Origin of the sequence: Stygiolobus caldivivus, from assembly GCF_019704315.1 — an archaeon.
Classification (GTDB): Archaea; Thermoproteota; Thermoprotei_A; order Sulfolobales; family Sulfolobaceae; genus Stygiolobus; species Stygiolobus caldivivus.
Window position 1 is genome coordinate 2,686,561 of sequence record NZ_AP024597.1, and the last position, 18,433, is coordinate 2,704,993.

Annotated in this window: 19 protein-coding genes; 13 read left to right on the forward strand and 6 right to left on the reverse strand. The window is 37.4% G+C overall.

Annotation, left to right across the window (positions count from 1 at the left end):
* Positions 1 to 45 precede the first annotated feature (45 nt).
* Both pyk and KN1_RS13475 read right to left on the reverse strand, forming a co-directional pair.
* The gene (pyk, locus tag KN1_RS13470) at positions 46 to 1,377 is read right to left on the reverse strand and encodes a pyruvate kinase (protein ID WP_221288183.1); all 1,332 of its coding nucleotides are present in this window, start codon (positions 1,375 to 1,377) and stop codon (positions 46 to 48) included.
* Entirely contained in the window at positions 1,370 to 1,852 is a 483-nt protein-coding gene (locus KN1_RS13475; RefSeq protein ID WP_225905710.1) for a DUF2299 domain-containing protein, read from the reverse strand. Before KN1_RS13475 ends, pyk begins: the two co-directional genes overlap by 8 nt.
* A gap of 68 nt (positions 1,853 to 1,920) precedes the next feature.
* On the opposite strand from KN1_RS13475, the gene KN1_RS13480 reads away from it, so the two are divergent.
* Positions 1,921 to 4,293, forward strand: a complete 2,373-nt coding sequence (locus KN1_RS13480; RefSeq protein ID WP_221288185.1) for a hypothetical protein — start codon at positions 1,921 to 1,923, stop codon at positions 4,291 to 4,293.
* Between the two features lie 383 nt (positions 4,294 to 4,676).
* Positions 4,677 to 5,321 carry a ferritin family protein gene (locus KN1_RS13485; protein ID WP_221288187.1) on the forward strand — a complete coding sequence of 215 codons (645 nt, stop codon included), beginning with the start codon at positions 4,677 to 4,679 and terminating at the stop codon, positions 5,319 to 5,321.
* On the opposite strand, the gene KN1_RS13490 is transcribed toward KN1_RS13485, so the two are convergent.
* On the reverse strand, positions 5,287 to 5,805 hold the full coding sequence (locus KN1_RS13490) for a class I SAM-dependent methyltransferase (protein WP_221290803.1): 519 nt from the start codon (positions 5,803 to 5,805) through the stop codon (positions 5,287 to 5,289). The two genes, KN1_RS13485 and KN1_RS13490, sit on opposite strands and share 35 nt — an antisense overlap.
* Positions 5,806 to 5,918: 113 nt before the next feature.
* On the opposite strand from KN1_RS13490, the gene KN1_RS13495 reads away from it, so the two are divergent.
* From KN1_RS13495 to KN1_RS13510, 4 genes are read left to right on the forward strand one after another with little or no spacing between them, the layout of a single operon-like run.
* Complete coding sequence (locus KN1_RS13495; RefSeq protein WP_221288189.1) at positions 5,919 to 6,125, forward strand: MoaD/ThiS family protein; 207 nt, start codon at positions 5,919 to 5,921, stop codon at positions 6,123 to 6,125.
* A 3-nt stretch (positions 6,126 to 6,128) separates the two neighbouring features.
* Positions 6,129 to 6,800, forward strand: coding sequence for a hypothetical protein (locus KN1_RS13500; protein WP_221288191.1), 672 nt, complete (start codon positions 6,129 to 6,131; stop codon positions 6,798 to 6,800).
* Positions 6,797 to 7,912, forward strand: a complete 1,116-nt coding sequence (locus KN1_RS13505) for an FAD-dependent oxidoreductase (protein WP_221288193.1) — start codon at positions 6,797 to 6,799, stop codon at positions 7,910 to 7,912. Before KN1_RS13500 ends, KN1_RS13505 begins: the two co-directional genes overlap by 4 nt.
* Positions 7,913 to 7,918: 6 nt before the next feature.
* Positions 7,919 to 8,446 (forward strand): DUF1955 domain-containing protein, encoded by a 528-nt coding sequence (locus KN1_RS13510; RefSeq protein ID WP_221288195.1) that lies wholly within the window; start codon positions 7,919 to 7,921, stop codon positions 8,444 to 8,446.
* Here the strand turns inward: KN1_RS13510 and KN1_RS13515 are convergent.
* Both KN1_RS13515 and bax1 read right to left on the reverse strand, forming a co-directional pair.
* The gene (locus KN1_RS13515) at positions 8,439 to 8,810 is read right to left on the reverse strand and encodes a hypothetical protein (protein WP_221288197.1); all 372 of its coding nucleotides are present in this window, start codon (positions 8,808 to 8,810) and stop codon (positions 8,439 to 8,441) included. The two genes, KN1_RS13510 and KN1_RS13515, sit on opposite strands and share 8 nt — an antisense overlap.
* On the reverse strand, positions 8,791 to 10,245 hold the full coding sequence (gene bax1, locus KN1_RS13520) for an endonuclease Bax1 (protein WP_221288198.1): 1,455 nt from the start codon (positions 10,243 to 10,245) through the stop codon (positions 8,791 to 8,793). Before bax1 ends, KN1_RS13515 begins: the two co-directional genes overlap by 20 nt.
* Before the next feature lie 32 nt (positions 10,246 to 10,277).
* Here bax1 and KN1_RS13525 point away from each other — a divergent pair, with 32 nt between their 5' ends.
* The 7 genes from KN1_RS13525 to KN1_RS13555 all read left to right on the forward strand — a co-directional run bounded on the left by KN1_RS13525 (position 10,278) and on the right by KN1_RS13555 (position 17,588).
* A complete protein-coding gene (locus KN1_RS13525) occupies positions 10,278 to 11,609 on the forward strand; it encodes a DEAD/DEAH box helicase family protein (RefSeq protein WP_221288199.1) in 1,332 nt (443 codons plus the stop codon).
* Between the two features lie 112 nt (positions 11,610 to 11,721).
* Entirely contained in the window at positions 11,722 to 12,549 is an 828-nt protein-coding gene (locus tag KN1_RS13530; RefSeq protein WP_221288200.1) for a winged helix-turn-helix transcriptional regulator, read from the forward strand.
* A gap of 94 nt (positions 12,550 to 12,643) precedes the next feature.
* On the forward strand, positions 12,644 to 13,876 hold the full coding sequence (locus KN1_RS13535) for an ABC transporter permease subunit (RefSeq protein ID WP_221288201.1): 1,233 nt from the start codon (positions 12,644 to 12,646) through the stop codon (positions 13,874 to 13,876).
* Positions 13,876 to 14,643 carry a peptide ABC transporter permease gene (locus tag KN1_RS13540; protein ID WP_221288202.1) on the forward strand — a complete coding sequence of 256 codons (768 nt, stop codon included), beginning with the start codon at positions 13,876 to 13,878 and terminating at the stop codon, positions 14,641 to 14,643. Before KN1_RS13535 ends, KN1_RS13540 begins: the two co-directional genes overlap by 1 nt.
* A 2-nt stretch (positions 14,644 to 14,645) precedes the next feature.
* Entirely contained in the window at positions 14,646 to 15,500 is an 855-nt protein-coding gene (locus KN1_RS13545; protein ID WP_221288203.1) for an ABC transporter ATP-binding protein, read from the forward strand.
* Positions 15,476 to 16,324: an ABC transporter ATP-binding protein gene (locus KN1_RS13550; RefSeq protein ID WP_221288204.1), complete on the forward strand. Its 849-nt coding sequence runs from the start codon at positions 15,476 to 15,478 to the stop codon at positions 16,322 to 16,324. Before KN1_RS13545 ends, KN1_RS13550 begins: the two co-directional genes overlap by 25 nt.
* Before the next feature lie 106 nt (positions 16,325 to 16,430).
* Positions 16,431 to 17,588, forward strand: coding sequence for an MFS transporter (locus tag KN1_RS13555; protein ID WP_221288205.1), 1,158 nt, complete (start codon positions 16,431 to 16,433; stop codon positions 17,586 to 17,588).
* Here the strand turns inward: KN1_RS13555 and KN1_RS13560 are convergent.
* Positions 17,585 to 18,400: a DMT family transporter gene (locus KN1_RS13560; RefSeq protein ID WP_221288206.1), complete on the reverse strand. Its 816-nt coding sequence runs from the start codon at positions 18,398 to 18,400 to the stop codon at positions 17,585 to 17,587. The genes KN1_RS13555 and KN1_RS13560 overlap by 4 nt on opposite strands.
* Positions 18,401 to 18,433: the final 33 nt, after the last annotated feature.

Below are 18,433 nucleotides of genomic sequence, written 5' to 3' on the forward strand. Positions count from 1 at the left end.
AAATATTATATAAAAACTTTTTATGTCTAATTAGCGAAATAACAACTAGTCTAACTCCTCGACTTTTAAGAACCTAGTAGTACCTCCATTGTCTCCACATACACCTCCAACTACTACAATGAACCCTTTCTGGCCAAGATATGCTGCTTCCTCTCTGGCCTTTTTTACTATTTCATCTAAACTTTTTAGCTCTTCAGCCTTCTTGGGATATACGCCGTAACAGATCCTCAATTTCTTTATTAAATCCTCTGAAGGCGTGAGGGTGATTACGGGAACCACTGGTCTTAACCTAGATATTCTCAGCGCTGACGAACCAGACCGTGTATAAGTAATTATTGCAAATGCTGATGATAATATACTTGATATTACAGCCGAATAGGCTATGGCTTCGTCGACATTTTTATAGATATGAGTTCTTTTCGGTTTAAAGGTCCTCTCTACGGAGATTATGAGTTCATTAAGGGTCTTAGCAGCTTCTATGGGAAACTTTCCCATGGCAGTCTCATCGCTCAACATGATCGCATCAACTCCTTGTGATATTGAGTTAGCGACATCAATTGTCTCGGCCCTTGTTGGAAGCGGTGAGTTCACCATCGACTCAAGTACTTGTGTTGCTAAGATAACTGGTTTTCCATAAGCTCTAGCAATATTTACTATTTTTCTCTGAGTCTGTGGAAGGTTTGGCAAACCTACTTCAACACCTAAGTCACCCCTAGCCACCATTATACCATCGGCTTCTCTCACTATATTCCTGAGATTTTTTAACGCCGCTTTCTTTTCAATTTTAGCTATAACCCATGCTTTTCCTGACACTATTTCTTTTACTTTCCTTATGTCTTCTTCACTCACAACAAAAGACAGTCCTATATAAGTTGCTCCCAGTATTAACGCTTCTTTTAGTAATTCAAGGTCTCTTTGAGTTATCCCGAGAGGTATGTCGGCATCTGGTATATTAATCCCTTTCCTGGAAGTTAATATCCCTCCTTCTTTTACGATGCCTTCAGCATACCCATCATCTACTTTAGTTATTTTGACCCTTATCCTACCGTCTGCGATCAGGACATCTGTACCTTCTTTTATTAACTTAAAGAATAATTGGTCTTCTACGGGGACTCCTTTATCCCCAAATTTAATCTGATCTCCGTTCTTCAAAATAATCGGTTCATTTTCTAGGTCTCCTATCCTAAGCTTGGGGCCTGGAAGATCTACTAAGACCGGGGCTTTGTCCCCTACTAGTTCGAAATATTTTTTATGCTGTTCCTCATCACCATGTGCAAAATTAAGCCTTATAACGTCTGTGTATTTCAACAATTCATCTACTAATTTTTCACTAGAAGGCCCCAATGTGGATATAATTTTGGTCTTTCTTTTAGACATATCTAGGTAGACCCTTAGTATCTCCTAGTATGTTACCGAATTTATTGTTTATCTTAGCTATTACTAACATCCCAGCGTTTCTTACTAGATAATAAGTGTTGAGGAACTCATTAGGTGTTAGTGACTCCATGAAAACTAACCTCAATACTTGAATTACATCTGGGGTTTCCGACCCTGGAGGTAAAAAAGCGAAATCGACACCCATTTTAAGGAGGTCTTCTGTGAGCTCTTGGAAGAACTTTCTTTTCTCATCTTTCTTTAGTTCATTTATCGCCGACTTATGGTTAGGATGAATTAAAATTCCCATAGAAATAAGATAGAACTTTGAGGAGTCGTTAGGTCTTATAATATCTATTGAAGGAAATCCTTGAGGAGGGGCTGTAACAATGTGAAAGGCTTCTTTAGCTTGTGGTGGAATAGTTATAGAAAGCCCAAGTTCTTTAATTATCGTTTCTAGTTCTTTGTCATTCATCATATTTACTTGAATTCTAATAATTTAGCACTTTCGCTTAATCTTTTAACTCTCCCTATCAGTTCAGTAGTGTGGAACAACATAACAAAATAGTTACGAGTGTAATAATTTTGTTTCTCGTAATCGGTACAACAGTCACATTACATAACGAGCTGACAATTTACTATTTTATTTCTATTTTTCTGTTAGGGATAGCGGTAAATTCTCTATTCTCCGAGGCTAGGCTGAACATACTCTTTGTAGGTGCGTCAATTCCTCTCATAATTAATTACTCTTATCCCGATTTTGCAATATTAGTAATCGGATTAGCAGCCGTCGCTTGTTACTATTATAGGGAGTTTAGCCAGGTTGTCCTAATCTTAGCAATTAACCTCTTTGTAATCAACTTATCCGACTTGCTAATGTTTTTCTCTTTTGTATCCCTTCTCATAGCGTTGAGGCTCTCAAAAATAGACTCAAGGGCATTTATTGCAAGCGGGATAATTCTATTGTTAGTAGCTGCCTATTTATCTAAATTATCCACCACTTTGGGTGATTTAGCCTACTTTAATTTACTATTCGGTACGATCGGCATCGTGACAGAAAGTTCGAAAGTTAAATTGTCTCCCAAGCTCGCTACGCCTCTAGTGCTTTTAACGGTTCCGCTCGTTTCATGGGCTCTCCCTATCCCTTACACTTACTACTGGTGGGTCCCTTATTCGTTCTTTTTCAAATACGGTATAATTAACCTATGGCTACCCGGGTTGGGCTATTTCCCAGCAATAGAAATGTTCCCTGTATATTTCATCTCTCATTTTTTAGTATATAAATGGGGACAGTTTATAGCCGTTCATATCTTCATTTTTGTTCTGTATTATATATCCGCATTATCATCTTATCTACTTTTCTCCATGTTCGATAAAGGGAGAAAAATACGGGTACTATCTGCTATTTTATACTCTTTACTTATGCCCATAACCTCCATACCGCTCTCTATAACTTATAGTATCTTACCTTTATCCCTTTATCTAGCAAGGAAAATTTCAATTAGGAACTACGTACTATTCTTCATAACGTCCGTGTTGTCATCGAGCATAGCGTATCCTTTTGACCTTACTTTTTCAGCAATAGTCAATGAAAATGTCCGAAAAGACTATGCTGTAATCGCATTTATAGCCAGTTTATTTTGGCTGACACCATATTTTATCCTTGGTTATCCCAGCAATGTTGAAATGTTTTACTCTATTTTCACGGAGCAGCTTATCTACTATATCCTCTTTTTAATAATCTTAGGGATAGCGTTTGTAACTAGGAGTAAGATTGTTGCTTTTTCAGCACTTCTTGGAGTATCGTATATAGTGTTAGGGTTCCCGTTTTTTTATTTGTTATACCCATTTGTAATATTATCAACTTTCATCGCTTTACTAAACTCAGCTAATAATAACTCTATTTTAGCCATATTTTTACTCTCTTTGTTTGTACTTTCTTCGTATTCTGTTTTAACACAACCGTTTTATCACCAATCTCCTGCGATAAATAGTGTCATTAAGCAATTAGAACGCTTACCTTTCGGAACAGTATACTGGAACTCTTCTTATCCCTTAATGTCTCCCTTACCTATTACTAACTTTACCACATTTGCGAACTATATAGTAGAGAATGATAGCATAGTCAATAATACCAATTACCTTGGTTATCCCGTTTTTACTTACTATTCAAACACCACCCTGTACAAACATAAGTACATAACAGTGAGTGTGAAACCCCTCATTAATGCTAAGGTACAACGTTATAACGGTTCTTTTATATGGGTTGCCCAAAGCCCACATCAACAATCATCAGTATCTGTAGTCTTCACTGAACCTGAAAATTTATCTGGAGAACTAAAAGTAAATGTAAATATTACAGATCTAGAATACTTTTACGTTGAAGTTTATTCTAACAGTGGAGTCAAATATTATCATAATTCTTCAACTATACCGGTTAACGGGACAATAGACCTGATAGACCTAATATGCTATAACCCTCAAGCCCATGAAGTATTTAACGTAAGTTTAGTATACCAAAATTCCACCCAGGAAGAGAATTTACTCATAATACCCCCAGTAATAAAGAACGAGATTATTTTTATTAAAAACGAGTCCTTTACTAATGGACACCTAGTAATTAGTATAACCTCAAATGTGAACTTCACCCTCAGGTTCGACAGTGGTATAGGTCTGACTTTTAGTTTAAACGGTATGAACGTAAGTAACCTCACAAAAACCTACGAGTTACCCCCCGGACATTACGAGATTATGGGGGTATATGAGAACCAAGGTTACATTTTTTACGGAGAACTCGCCACAGTAACCGGGTTTGCCCTAGGGCTTCTATACGCCTTAACAATGTCAAACGAGAAAATTAGAAGTAAGTTTAAGAAGGTATTCAAAGTAGAGAAAATAGAGAAATACATAGAAGGATGACATTATCCCCAAAAGCACCCATCTCCCTGAGTATATAGCCCTGAAGACTATAGCCAAAATCGGTATAGCTATCACTAAGCCTAAAAAAGAGTTAGTTAATGTGACTATTAAGGAGCATATCATTAAGCTAAACAGAGAGGAAAAGACCCCTCTTAAAACGCTAAAGTCCTTAAAAAATAGCTTTGACATCGCCTCTATTACAAAGAAGGATAAAGACCAAAGAAAAAGGAAATGAATTACTACGACAACTATTCGGGGTAGGTGTATCTCATTCACTTTAATACACTACTTCTACTAGTTTTTAAGGTTTCTACGAAGAGTATAAACTTTTATTAAATATTTTGAAAAAAAGCTTAATTAAATTTATCTTATTTATTTTTTACATGGACTCAAACTGGAGATCTACGCCCCTTGAGATTAGGGAAGGAATAAAGTACCTTTCTGCACACTTCTATCCCGAAGGGATAATGGGTAGGTGGAGCGAACTAAAGAAACTTTCATTCAACGCTGCAAAGGCAATAAAACTCTACTCCCTACAGCAAGTTATAGAAGAACTTGAGCATTTTGACTTCTTTAAGGAATACTTTAAGGACGACCCCTTAAGCACAGTAAAACTACCCCAATCCTATGTCGAGTTATTTGACGGATTAGTAGAGGACTTTAAGACACCTAATTGGAAAGACAATGTGGCAACTAGGTTCCACATGATCACAGAAGGAGTACTAGCCACAGTAGGGTTAAAAATCTTGAACGAGACCTCCAGACGATACGGCCTTACAAAGTTTAATGAGGGCATAAAGGCTATAATCGAGGACGAAGCGAGGCATGTTAATTTCGGTTTTTCCCTCATAGAAAATAAGGAATACGCTATAAAAAGGGTCGAAGAGTTATTCCCTCTGGCTGTTAGGATAGTCAAAGACGGTAAAGAAAAAATTGAACCGATGGGGTATAATATGGATGAGTTAATAGGGCTAATGGAAGATCTAAAGAAAGCTAGGATAGAGAAACTTTCTTCCCTAAGTAAATAGAGTTATTAGGTAGAATAGAGTTAACCTTGTAGTTTTTTGAAAATACTGTCCTGAACCCTACCCTCTCCATGGTCTTTTTTAGTTCCCACGGTAAATACAGCTTATAGAACCGCTCTACTCTCCTCCCAGAAACATAACTAGTTATGACGATATTTCTCTTGAAGAAGTACTTGGGTTGGACTAACCATACTGTGACCATGATACTGCCTCCCTCCTTCAGTACTCTCTTTGCCTCCATTAACGCGGCCGATGGGTCCCTGAGGTGGTGTATAGAAGAAATGTACAGAAGCGTATCGGCACTCTCGCTCCTCAAAGGCATAAACTCCATGTCTGCAAGGACTAAGTCCTCGCACCCCCTTTTCCTTGCTTCATTTAGTTGCTTTGATGAAAAGTCTAAGCACAACTTGAGGTCTGCTTTAGCAGCTATACAGTTCTGTCCTGAACCGCACCCTACATCAACCAGTATTTTTGCTTTATCCAGCATAGTAAGGTACCCTAGGGGCTTTCTTCTGTGGACAATGTATTCGTAAGCGTCCTTAGTCCTTTCTTTTTCATCCACATAAGATTTTTCAGCCCGCTTAACTAATTAAGTATCTTGTGAAAATTATAGTGGATCTAGTTAGGGAAAATAAAAGGTTAGAAGTAGAGCTACCTGAAAAAGCTACAGTGAGGGATTTGCTCAAGAAGATCGGTTATCGGGTTCAAGGTAGCGTAGTTGTCAAAGACGACGTACCGGTGATCGAAGACGAAAGATTAAAGGACGGCGACACAGTAAAGGTATTTTTAGCTGCATCTGGTGGTTAGGAAGTGAGTAGTGTTAATATAAAAGAGATTTTGAAAGAGAAGAGGACATGGTTAAACGGAGTGAAGAGCCCTAACCCGGAAGAGAGGGCAAAAGCATGGGAGATGATCAGGCTCATAGTAGATACTGGGAACGGTAATGAACTCAGGAGTTACCTAGGATATTTACGTTCTCTACTTTGGCATTCCCTACAAGGGGTAAGAGACGACGCATGGGAGAATATTGATCTATACAAAAAACTACTTGTAAAAGGTGTAGAGAGGGGGCTAATGGCTAATTCTGATAGGATTAAGTGGTCAGCTTGGTCTAAGGTCATCGATATGGTTAACATGGGTATTATTTCCAAGGATCAAGTGATCCAGTACCGACATTCTTATTGGAGGCTGCTCAGGAGTAGGTGGGTGACTATAAGGAAAAAATCGTGGAGACTATTTGTAGACCTTGTAGAATACGGGATTTTTCAGAACAAAGATAAGGAAAGGTTTAAAGAGTTTTTAAGGCACAAGAAGGCTAGCGTTAGGATTTATGCATGGGAAGCCACTATAAGACTTATGAGATTAGGGTTTATCTCGAAAGATGAAGTTATGAGCGAGATAAAGTATCTAACAGAATTAACCGCATATGAAAGTAATATTAAGAAAAGAGCGGAAAAAGTCCTAAAAGGGCTTAAGAGTTGAAAGTAGCTATAGTAGGCGGAGGTATAGTAGGGCTATTTACCGCGTACTATCTATCTAAAGAGAATGTAGACGTTACAGTATTTGAGAAAGCCTTTTTAGGAAATGGATCTGTGCATGCTGCAGGGCTGATAGAACCTTATAGGTTTGACAAGATAAACAGCTTATCTATGATTAAAAAGATGATGAAATATAGAAGTATAGGGGTAACCAATATACGTTCTGTCAATGCGAACTGGCTGTTCTCGTTAATCGCTGAACTGAATAAACCGGCTCCTCCGGAAGCGTGGGAAATAATGAGGTTTATGGCCTCATATTCTCTTAAAGAATATAAGAGGATGGCAGAAGAAAGAAATGATTTTGATTATGAAGAAAACGGTCTACTTGAGCTCTACTATGACAAGTCGTCCTTAGAAAAGGCCGTCGAAGAAGAGAAAGGTAATCCTTTCAGGCCTAAGTTTGAAGTAACTGATGTGAAAGGATTTGCAGGCGGAATATATTTTCCAGAGCTCTCTAAAGTAGATACCTTTAAGTTCATAAATAGGATGGAAAGAGAGTTAGATAACGTCAGGGTGATAATTAAGGAAGTAAAGAAAGTAGGGATTGATGGGACTTTGGAAGGGGCTAAATACGATAGAGTCGTCCTTGCCTCGGGTGTCTCGTTAAGGAACTTAGGTCTACCGATAACTGCGTTTAAAGGGTATGGATATAGGGTTAAGGGTGAAGTGGAAATAAAGTACCCTTTTGTGTTAGCTGAATACGGAGTAGCCGTAGCCAAGAACTCAGACCACATAAAAATTACCGGTGGGTTTGACGCTGATTTCTCTGAGGACTCTAATAGGGCTGAGTTCTTTCTCGGTGTCGCCTCAAAAGTAGTAGGGGTTAACTATGTCTACGACCTGACAATGGGTTATAGACCTTGTTCTCCCGACGGGTTTCCCATCATAGGGGAATACGAGAACTTAGTGTTTTCTACTGGAGCATGTAGGCTAGGTTGGAGCTTTGCTCCAGCAATGGGAAAGATGACCTCGGATATGGTGTTGGGTAGGGCAAAAAGTTACGGTTATCTATCCCGCTATATAAGTGGAAGAAATTTAAGAGTGGACACAACATAGTATCATATGACTATTGTTAAGTCAGATCTACTAAAGAGGTTAATGGACGCTAAAAAGTTCTTTCTCGATGGATATATAGATGAAGGTGTAAAGATAGTCCAGGACGTCCTTAAATCCTCACCGCAGAAGGAGGAGTATAATTGGTTTATTTGCAATTTAATAGAGAGCGTAGATTGTAAGTATCTATTCCCTGTATTAGATAGGATATCTTCTAGTTTTGATATATCGAAGTGTCAGAACGTTAAGAACGTAGTAATGTGTGGTATATTACAGAATATCTATAACTCTCACGTAGACTTAGCGCTGAATGTCCTCGTAGAACAAGGCAAGAGAGATAGACTAGAAGATATAACTAAAGAGGTCTTTAAAGTTAACCCTGAAGTAAACGGGGAGATCTTGTACAAACTAGCTGAGGCACTTAGAAAGGTAGGAGACGAGAAGACTGCTACGGTACTCCTAAACGAGGCGTGTAAAAAAGGTGTAAAAGAAGCTTGTTCCAATGCTGTAGTCCCTCCCCCTAGGTCTGTTATGTAACCTCTATTATTTTCCACTCTATATTTTCTTCAAATTCTTTTCCTATTTCATAAACTATAACACTTACGTCCTCGAAAAGCTCAGGGTATATTCTGTTTACAAAAATCCTAATTTCACTGCTATTATTGTCGATTTCTATTCTCTCTACGCCTCTTATAGAAACCAACTTTTCCTGAAGTTCTTCTACAAGGGACTTTAATTCCACGTCGTCCAGTCTAAATTCGGGTTTTTTTCTTACGAATGCAACTATCTTGTTTTTATTCTTGTCATAAGCCACTTTGATCAGGTCTTTTCCCAGTTTTTCTCTCAATTCAATAAATTTCAGGGCAACCGTATAGGTCAAGTCATTGTTTCTTAGTTCCATCAATCTGTCTGATAATTACCGCGTCGGTTATATCTTTCCATGAAATCTTATACCCTAAATATTCCAGTACCTCTACGATATAATCTCCATATTTGGCACGTAAGGCTGACAGTTTTTGTCCGTTGAAGTCAATGTTTTTTAATTTTTCAAGAAAATCTTCCCTTATATAGTAGTTTTTCAAGAAAATATACCCTTTAAACTGTTTGAGGTTTTTCCTAATTAATTCATGAGGTATATGTAATTTTTCTGCTATCTCTTTAATGCTAATAACATCTTTTTCCTCATCAAGTGTATAGTCTACTTTCACGTTTTCTAACCTTTTTCTTTCTATTTCTTTAAGCCATTTATATACTTTCATTACATCAACTTTCCTCTTAAATTTTATTATATTATCACCTTCATAGTCACCCAAGCTTAGTTCTTCGTTTAGGAGGATTAAAATAGGGTCTTTTACCTCCTTTAGTTTCTTTATTTTTTCTTTAATATAATCTTCTGTCCAAAACCCCACTATTTCTATATAGACCTTCAAATCGTCTTTTTGAGCTAGAAAGTCTGGGATAAATATTTTATTTCCTACTACAAGAGGTTCTGGTTCTCTAAAGAGCTTCCAACCTGTGGACAAAGCTGAAAATTCATAGAAAAACCTTTCTTCTACAGAACTGTCAAATAGCTTTTCGTCTTCTCTCATTTCTTTCTGTATATTATTATAGTCTTCTACTTCCAGCTTATATACCCTTTTCCTTTTTTTACCTAGTACTAGATCTGCTTCTATCCTCCAGTGCCCTGTAGATACAATAAACGGGACTAAAACAGCGAAGTTCCTGCCGTATTTTTCATTCATTTTTAATAATGTAGCAGGACCTATGAATTCAAGCCTTAGCGGTTTATAGGCGAAGTACATTAACCCTAACCATTTAGCCTTCCTTATTATTTCCTTCCAGTCAGAGGAGACGGCCACTGATAGCTTGTAAGCTTTAAAGAGAAGAGTTTGCAAAAGAGATAGGTTATATGTTTTAATTAGTTGGTCTGAAGTTATGGCAGGTAATTCCACAATTTTCTTTTCATCGTCTAGGTCTGAAAACATAAATTTTATAGGGTCTATTCCGAGCTCGTTTTGTATAAGTTTGATTATCTTATCTCTTTCATCACCTTCTAAAACCGGTCCTCTCTCGAATAATTTCTTCCTTATAATTTTGGGATCTATGGGTGAATCTCCCTCGAATTTTATGAATCTTGTAGCTGTTTTAAACAGACCTCTTACCAGCTTATAATCATAAATTTTTTCTAAGTATTTTATCTCCTCTTTTACCTCACCTAGTGTTAAACCCGTCCTAAACATGGAAAGAATTTCATTAGCTATTTCTTGGTCCTCACAGAACAACGGAATTACCCTATTCCCTTTTAGCTTAAATCTCGCAAGAGACCAAGGTAACACATTTAATATGCAATGTAGAAGATAAAAATGATTTGGTAACCCTGAGGTACTTTAAGGGATTAATCGTCTGTGACGCTTACGCTCCAAACACTAAGTGGTCTGATGAACTAAAAGCTTACATATCTTACGCCTACAAATACACTGAGATAAAAAAGTATTTTAGAGAAGAAGGAATAGACGTGACAGACGAAGTATTTAACTCCGCTCCGCCTTTTCCTGCTATAACCGATGAAATTAAGTTAAGAGATTACCAGTTTGAAGCATTGAAAGCATGGATCTCCCACGGTAAAAGGGGGATAATAGTATTACCGACCGGTGCGGGAAAAACAGTAGTTGCCCTAAAGGCTCTAGCTTCCCTTAGAGAGTCGACACTTATAGTAGTCCCGACTATAGATTTAATGCACCAGTGGGCTAATTCTATTAGGGAATTATTAAAGGCTGATGTAGGTGAGATAGGAGGAGGAGAAGATAAGGTCTCTGGTATCACTGTAATTACTTACGACTCAGCCTATACTAGGGCAGAAGAACTAGGCGACAAATTCTTCTTCATTATTTTTGATGAAGTCCACCATTTGCCCTCCGAGGGGTACTCTTTGATGGCAAAAATGTATGCAGCTCCCCATAGGCTCGGTCTGACTGCTACTCCCGAGAGAGAAGACGGTAAACACGTCTTATACCCTGACCTAGTGGGACCAATAGTCTATAGAAAAGGAGTAGAAGACTTCGCAGGGAAGTATATAGCGAGTTTTGATATTAAGAAAATATATGTTAAAATGACAGAAGAAGAGGAGATAAAATACAAGCAGCTGAGGCAAAAGCTGAGGAAATATCTTGAAAAGAAACACATTACTTTACGCAGTTTAGATGATTTCAATAAGTTAGTTAGGTTGGCTTCAAAGGACAGAGAAGCTAGAGAAGCCTTGTTAGCCTGGCATGAGTCTTTACGCATAGCAGTAAATTCTAAAGCTAAAGTTGAAAAGTTGAGGGAATTGCTGAAGGAATTTAAGGACGATAAGGTGATTATCTTTACAAGGGACACTCAATTAGCTTATGAACTTAGTAAGCTTTTTCTGATACCAGTTGTTACCTATAAGACGAGTAAAGACGAAAGGAAAGAGATACTCCAAAAGTTCAGGAAGGGGACCTATAGAGTTATCGTAGCTTCTACAGTATTTGACGAGGGTGTTGATGTCCCTGATGCAAATGTGGGGATAGTCTTAGGGGGTTATGGTACTAAAAGGCAATATTTGCAGAGACTAGGTAGGTTATTGAGGGGTAAAGATAAGAACGCTCTCTTGATAGAAATTATAACTAAAGGTTCAGCAGACTATAGGCTCAGCAAGAGGAGGAGTTTCAGTACATAATACACCTTGAGGATCCCGTCGGTTTATAGCAAAATAAGTATCTACTCAGAAATAATTGTATTAGATATGTTTGGATAAAAGTATATAAATAGGGATACCAATAGGAGAGTTAATGGATGGAATAGATAAAAAAATTATTCTTGCATTATTTAAAGATGGCAGGATATCGCAAAGGAAGATAGCTGAGGACGTGAGCCTATCAGCTACGTCTCTGAACTACAGGTTTAATAAGTTAATAGAAGACGGTATAATTAAGTCCTTTAAAGTAACTATAAACCCTAATTTCTACAATAAGTTCTATGCGTTTGTGTCCTTTAAGAACTCAAGAGACTATATTTCACCATTTGTAAATGTTAGAGTAAGATGCTTAGAAGAACTTAACGTCTATAGGATTCAAGGGGACTCGTATAATGACCTTACGGATAAAATAGCTACCATGAGCAAAGAGCTGGGAGAACCTCAAATGACCTATATACCAGAACAAGTACCTGTTAAACCTTCCGGTGTAGATATTGAAATAGTGAAAGAGTTAATGAGGGATCCTAGAGCAGAACCCAGTGATATTGCCAAGAATATTAACATTCCCACAAAGACTATTCAGCGTAGGATAAGTGCACTTATAGGTAAGAATATAATAAACGTAATACCAATAGTAGACTTATCTAAAGCTGATATTGTAGTATTTGGAATATTCTCTAACCTAATATCAAAACTAGAGTTACTTGAAGGCTGCAAATTCCTTTCCTTCAAAGACGGTGATAGAGGGATTACAGTCTGTGCCGTAGAGAACATTAAGGTAGCGGATAGTTATGTTAAGAAAGTTAGAGAGATAGATAATAGTGCGGAGATAATGATAGCGACTGAATACGACATTTATAATGACAGCGCTATGAAAGAGTTAGAAGATATAGAGAATAAAGCTATTACTTCTATTAAGTAATTATCATTCTTTTAATGTGACGATTATTACATATTTATAATTTTATTTAAAATAACCTTATAAGTAGATACTTCTCCCAACTATTCAGAACAGGTTGAAGCTTAGTATATTGTTAATAGTCGTGTCCTTATTACTTCTTCTTTTAGGGATATCGCTTTCGGTATACGCTGTTCAACAAAAATTTGTCGAACTTTACAATTTTGGTTATGGAAAATTAGCGTCTCCGCCGGAAAACTGGCAAGACTGTTATTGGGCTATATTAGTCAGGGGGTATCCTAATGCGACAATTTTCTACGACAATCATTTAATTCAACTTAATAATATATCTAATTATTCTCTCCCATCACCTGGATATTATACTTATATTATCAGCGGATATATTCAACCATATGCGTTTCTTTCTCCATTAAGTATGTTTATGACCTTAACGGGTACCTTAATAGGGTTTAAGGGGACTACTCTTTTCTTTCAAGAGAGAATTTTAGGGGAGGACTTAGTAAAGGGATATGCGGTAGGTGGCTCACTAAGCCGCTATGTACTAAAGCGGTTGAGCAGTGCTCTAGTATCTTTATCCATAGTGTTTATATTGATTGTTGTTCTAGAGTATTTTCACGGTAGAAACCCTTACTTATCGCTGTTAGAATTCCTAGAATTTAATGCAGGCATTTCATCATATTTCAAAATAGATGCTACGAGTCTGATTTTGACCTCATTGGCTTATACTGCAATGTTACTAGGTATCTCTTTCTCGCTCACCGTCTACTTAAGCGCTTTCTTGGTAATCTATGGGCTTGAAAACCCTTTAGTAAGTAAGATCATGGACAAGTGGAAATACATAGGATCAGCATTAGCTTCATGGGTGTTTGCGATGATTATTATATACGCTCTCCATTTTTTCACCGGGCTATTACCTTATGGTACTCCTAAAGGTGAAATATTACCCTATCTGGTGATGCCCGTAATATCCTTATTTTTCCCCTTCATAGGCATTTTCGCAAATAGAATGCTTTCAACAATTCCCAAGTCGACGGCGTCTGTAAAGGGGCTTGACAAAAAAGTTATAATATATCGTCATGTACTTGGAAATGCTACTGTAGTTATGCTTTCAACAATATCATCAGCCTTCGTGGAGATGCTCTTAGCCGAACTGTTGGTTGAAGGGATCTTTCAGTGGCCTGGTTTCGGTTTACTCCTTAAATACGCTGTATTTAATGGGGACTATAAGGTAATTGAAGGTTCTATGTTAACGTATTCCACGTTAACAGTCCTCTCTAACTTCATTACAGACGTAGTTTACGGTATTCTAGACCCTAGGGTGACGAGGTAATGAGAAGGAGGTTCCTGATCGCCCTCTCTATCTTCGTTATAGTACTAGGACTCAGCTTGTTCTTTGATTTTTACACACTCCCAAAAGGTAAACCTCTACAGCCTCCATCTTATCAGTACCCTTTAGGGACTTATATAGACGGGAGTAACATGATCAACGTTAACGCTAAGGCTATTGTTAATACCTTGTTATTTGGAGGACTTGTGGGGTTAGGAGAGGTCTTACTAGCTATCACTTACGGTAGTATAGCAGGTGCTTATGGGGGAGTAGTTAGGAGCACCATGGTCAGAGTAATAGACGCGTTAAACTCGTTACCGAGGCTCCCGTTACTGTTATCTGTTGCTCTCTTTTATGGTATCCCAACTGGAAATTCCCTGAAGGCTAACTTTTTCCTTACAATACTGATTGTAATGCTTACTGGGTGGAATATATATGCAAGGCAAATAACAGAGATGGTCTACGCTTCGTCAATTGGTAAGTCTACAAGAAGGGTAGTAGGTAAGGTAGATCTAGGCTTAATACTCAAGAATATGAAAAGACAGGCAACAAACCTTTTAATACCTAGCTCAATTGACGGTATTTCAACTTATACCGGAATGGGAGTTATAGGTGGTGTAGGAGACCCTAATTATCCTACACTTACGACTTTGCTTAATACAGCCTCACATTTATTGTATGACTGGTGGATGTTTTTAGTGCCCGCAGTTTTCAGAGGAATAGTGTTAGTAATACTCCTTGTCTTAGGCGACGAGGTAAGGAGGTTGTAGCGGTGCTTGAATACAAATGCTTAACAGTGGGTAAGAAATTGAGTTGTTTTACGGCAACAATCAGGTCTCATACGGGTATATTAGGTCAAAGAGAAAGCGGTAAGGAGGAAATCATAAAGGCGACCTTCAGGTTGATAAAAGCTGACGGTGAAGTCAAGCTAGATGGTGTAAATATTCTAGGTATGAAAGATGAAGAGTTTAGAAAAATATTATGGACTAAGATAAGCTGGGTTCCATATGACGTAATGCAACTCTTCAACCCGATCTATGATGTAGCTTCTCACTTTGTAGAGATTTTTATAAGTCACGGACTAGGTAATTCTGATTATGCGTTAGATGTCGCAAGAGAGTTTTTGAAAATTTTAGGGCTTAACCCTGAAGAGGTACTTAAGAGTTATGTATTTCAGTTATCTCCCTTAAAGTTAAAGAAGACTGCTTTGGCTCTCGCTTTATTTACAGAACCTGAACACGTCTTGGTTGATGATATAGAGTACGGTATAAGTGAAATAGATCAGATCCAAGTCGTGAATTCAATAATAGATGTTATGTCTACTACGTCAAGTATATTCCTTATCTCGGATAATGACCCTGCCGTTTTATCCCGCGTGGCAGATCACTTCATTGTCCTCTATAGAGGTGAGATATTAGAGGAAGGAGATAACGTCCTTGTAGACCCTCTTCACCCTTATACCATCGATGTGCTTAGGGGGTATGTAGCCCCTGAAGGATACCTTTCAGACGGGTGTGTATACGCAAATTCTTGTTATTATTCTTCTGTAAAGTGTATGTTAAAAAAACCAGAAATGATCAAGATAGGAAATAGGGTGGTAAAGTGCCATCTTTACCCAAATGTATAACTTTAAGGCTAAGTTCAGTGTATGGGGACTTTGTTAAGGACGTGAACCTAGAGGTCTCTAGAGGTGAATTTGTGCTGGTTGTTGGGGAGTGGACTAGAGGTCTTGAGGAGTTATCTAAAATGCTCACCGGAGAACTTAAGCCTAGAAAAGGTAAAATTTATCGTAATTTTGATAAGAGGGAAATAAGGCTGATTACCAGAGAAATAATAACAAGTGAACTAAGAATAAAAGATATTTTAAGACTATATGAGAAAAAATTTGGTAAAAGTGAGGGTATTTGGGTTAAATTACTATTAGGTACAAAGATCTCAGAGGATCTCAAAATTAGTGAACTTGATGAAATTAATAGGTTTAAATTGGAGCTTTTGACGATATTTTACGGCAATGTAAAACTTGTAGTAGCCGAAGATTTCCTAGGTACTATTGACACTCAGTTTAGAGAATATGCATTAAAATTACTGTTGAAAACTATTAAAATTAAATCAGCTAGTTTAATCCTTTTCAATTCTTCAATCATCCATGAGCATATCTTTAACAAAATAGTCGTATTTTTCGGAAATGAAATAGTAGAAGAGACGTCTGAAGGCGAGTTCTATCACCCTTACTCTTTGCTTCTCCAGAACGCGAAACTCACCATAGGTAAATTTAGGGAAAAAGTAAATTTTAGTGAGATAGGCGATCCTTCACCCCATGGGTGTCCATATCACCCTTATTGTAATTTCATAAAGAAAGAGATAAAGAAGATGTGTTACACTGTGAACCCTAATTTATTCAATGTAAAAGGTAACAAAGTAAGGTGTTGGATATATGAAAATTTTAAATAATAAAAATTTATATTGATTTTTTAAAATATAAGACATAATGTAACTAATGTTTACTTAAACTTTAGTAGTAAAACTTAAATTCGGTGTCGAACTATTTTTCCAAGCTATGACCGAGCATAGGACAAATTTAATATATACCGCAATATTTCTAGTTTTAATTACAGTATCTTCAAGAGCTACGAATAATATGGTGACCACTACGGTGCCACTTTTAGGGAAATACGTGTTGCATTTCTCTAACACTGTCGTAGGTCTGTTATCCACCGTTATTTTTGCCTTTACTTTCCTATCAACTTCTTATATTAACCCGTCACTGAATGCTACGACCAGAAAACGTGTGTTCATAATCTCTAATGGGTTTATAGTTTTGTCATTACTCCTCTATTATTATTCCAGCCCTATGACTGTATGGATATTATCGGCGGTAGCTGGGCTTGCCTTCGGGCTCGTAATGCCAAACCTAATAACTGCAGCGAGTTTAGCAAACGATAAGAAATCTGCGGAAAGGCTTCTAGCACTTTATTCTACTAGTTTAAGCCTTAGCCTTATAATAGGCCCCGCATTAGAGACCTTCCTCTTGACAAAGGTAGGATATAGGGAGATATTTCTCTGGTTTATTCCGTTAGCCCTAATCGCATTTATCCTATCAGCTAGGCTAAAGTTTCCGGACGTAAAAAGGGAAGATAAAGGTATAGCGATACTACGAAACAAAGGTTTTATCTCATCAGTATTGTCAATAACTACCTATAATATACCGTTTGCAGCTTTCACGACGTTCTTAGCTATTTTAGCTAAAGAGAGGTTTAACATACCTGACTTTGAGGCTTACTCTGTTTTCCTACCGTTTTTCACAATATCTTTCCTTACAAGATTGTCAATGACAATAAAGCCGTTTAGTAACCTCAAAGTACCGCTCGTAATCTCAATTGGTATTACTATCATAGGTTTATTAGGAATACTGTACGCCCCTTCCTATACTGCTTTCTTAGCAGTTATAGCACTATTAGGTATTCCTCATGGCTCTATATTCCCTATGTCTACAATAATGATAAGTAGGGCGACAAGTATTGCTGAGAGAAATGCTGTAAATTCCTATTTCTTAGCATACAATAATATTCTGTTCCTCGCTGTCCCTGCAATAGTAGGGTTTATATCTACCTTTATCGGGTTGACATTGACTATGACGTTACTAGTGATCCCGGTATTTATAACTGCGTTAATGTTCTTCAGTAAGTACTGGAATGATGAGATTTTAAAGGGTTAAAAAGACATGAGTATTGCTGATAGTATTATTATAAAAGAACCGAATAACTGTAAGGCAGAGAGTACTTGGTGTAAAATGAAAAAGGCTAGGATGATCGTAAATACAGGCTCTAGGGTAGAAATCACTGTAGCAGTTATTGAGTCGCTTTTTTCCATACCTCTATAAAAGAAATAATACGGAATAAGGGTTGCGAAAAATGATAAATACACACCTACGTAGACTGAGCTTAGACTAAACCCTGAAGGATCAAGAAGCAGGAAAATCAAGGAAAAGGGGAAACTCCAGAGAGACTGTGAGGCTAAGATTTCCACGTTACTTTTCCCCTTCAGCTGGAGCCTCCTCGACTGGACTATAAGTAAAGCATAAGTTAGTCCTGAAGCTAGACCTAAGTACAAGTCGTTTATTGTTATCCGAGAAAGGTACATTATATAAACGCCTAAAAAGACTGAAAAACTAGCAATAACCTTTTTTGCGTTTATTTCCTCATTTTTTGTAAATATAGAGGCCAGCAAAACCCAAATTGGCGCCGTGTATAGAAAGACTGCTGAAAGTGATGCACCTAAATAGTTTATTGTATAAATATAAGTTTCATAAAATGCTATGGCAATGACACCCAATAAAAGGGACTGAAAATCTATAAGCCTTCTTATTCTAACTAAGGGTAGGATAAAAAGTGAGGACACAAGGGACCTCATCATCACGACCTGAAACGGGTTTGCCCCTATTCCGTAACCTATTTGGACTGCTATACCTATTGTCCCCCATAAGAATGATGAGACCACTAGGTCAACTATTCCCTTCTTTAGCTTCACTAATAAAGTAATAAGAGTGAAAAGTAATAAGCA

Excerpts from the sequence above, each read along its gene's own strand:
- KN1_RS13490 (WP_221290803.1), bottom strand. The coding sequence starts at position 5,805 with ATGCTGGATAAAGCAAAAATACTGGTTGATGTAGGGTGCGGTTCAGGA.
- KN1_RS13515 (WP_221288197.1), bottom strand. The coding sequence starts at position 8,810 with ATGGAACTAAGAAACAATGACTTGACCTATACGGTTGCCCTGAAATTT.
- KN1_RS13540 (WP_221288202.1), top strand. The coding sequence starts at position 13,876 with ATGAGAAGGAGGTTCCTGATCGCCCTCTCTATCTTCGTTATAGTACTA.
- KN1_RS13475 (WP_225905710.1), bottom strand. The coding sequence starts at position 1,852 with ATGATGAATGACAAAGAACTAGAAACGATAATTAAAGAACTTGGGCTT.
- KN1_RS13510 (WP_221288195.1), top strand. The coding sequence starts at position 7,919 with ATGACTATTGTTAAGTCAGATCTACTAAAGAGGTTAATGGACGCTAAA.
- KN1_RS13555 (WP_221288205.1), top strand. The coding sequence starts at position 16,431 with ATGACCGAGCATAGGACAAATTTAATATATACCGCAATATTTCTAGTT.
- KN1_RS13530 (WP_221288200.1), top strand. The coding sequence starts at position 11,722 with ATGGATGGAATAGATAAAAAAATTATTCTTGCATTATTTAAAGATGGC.
- KN1_RS13485 (WP_221288187.1), top strand. The coding sequence starts at position 4,677 with ATGGACTCAAACTGGAGATCTACGCCCCTTGAGATTAGGGAAGGAATA.
- pyk (WP_221288183.1), bottom strand. The coding sequence starts at position 1,377 with ATGTCTAAAAGAAAGACCAAAATTATATCCACATTGGGGCCTTCTAGT.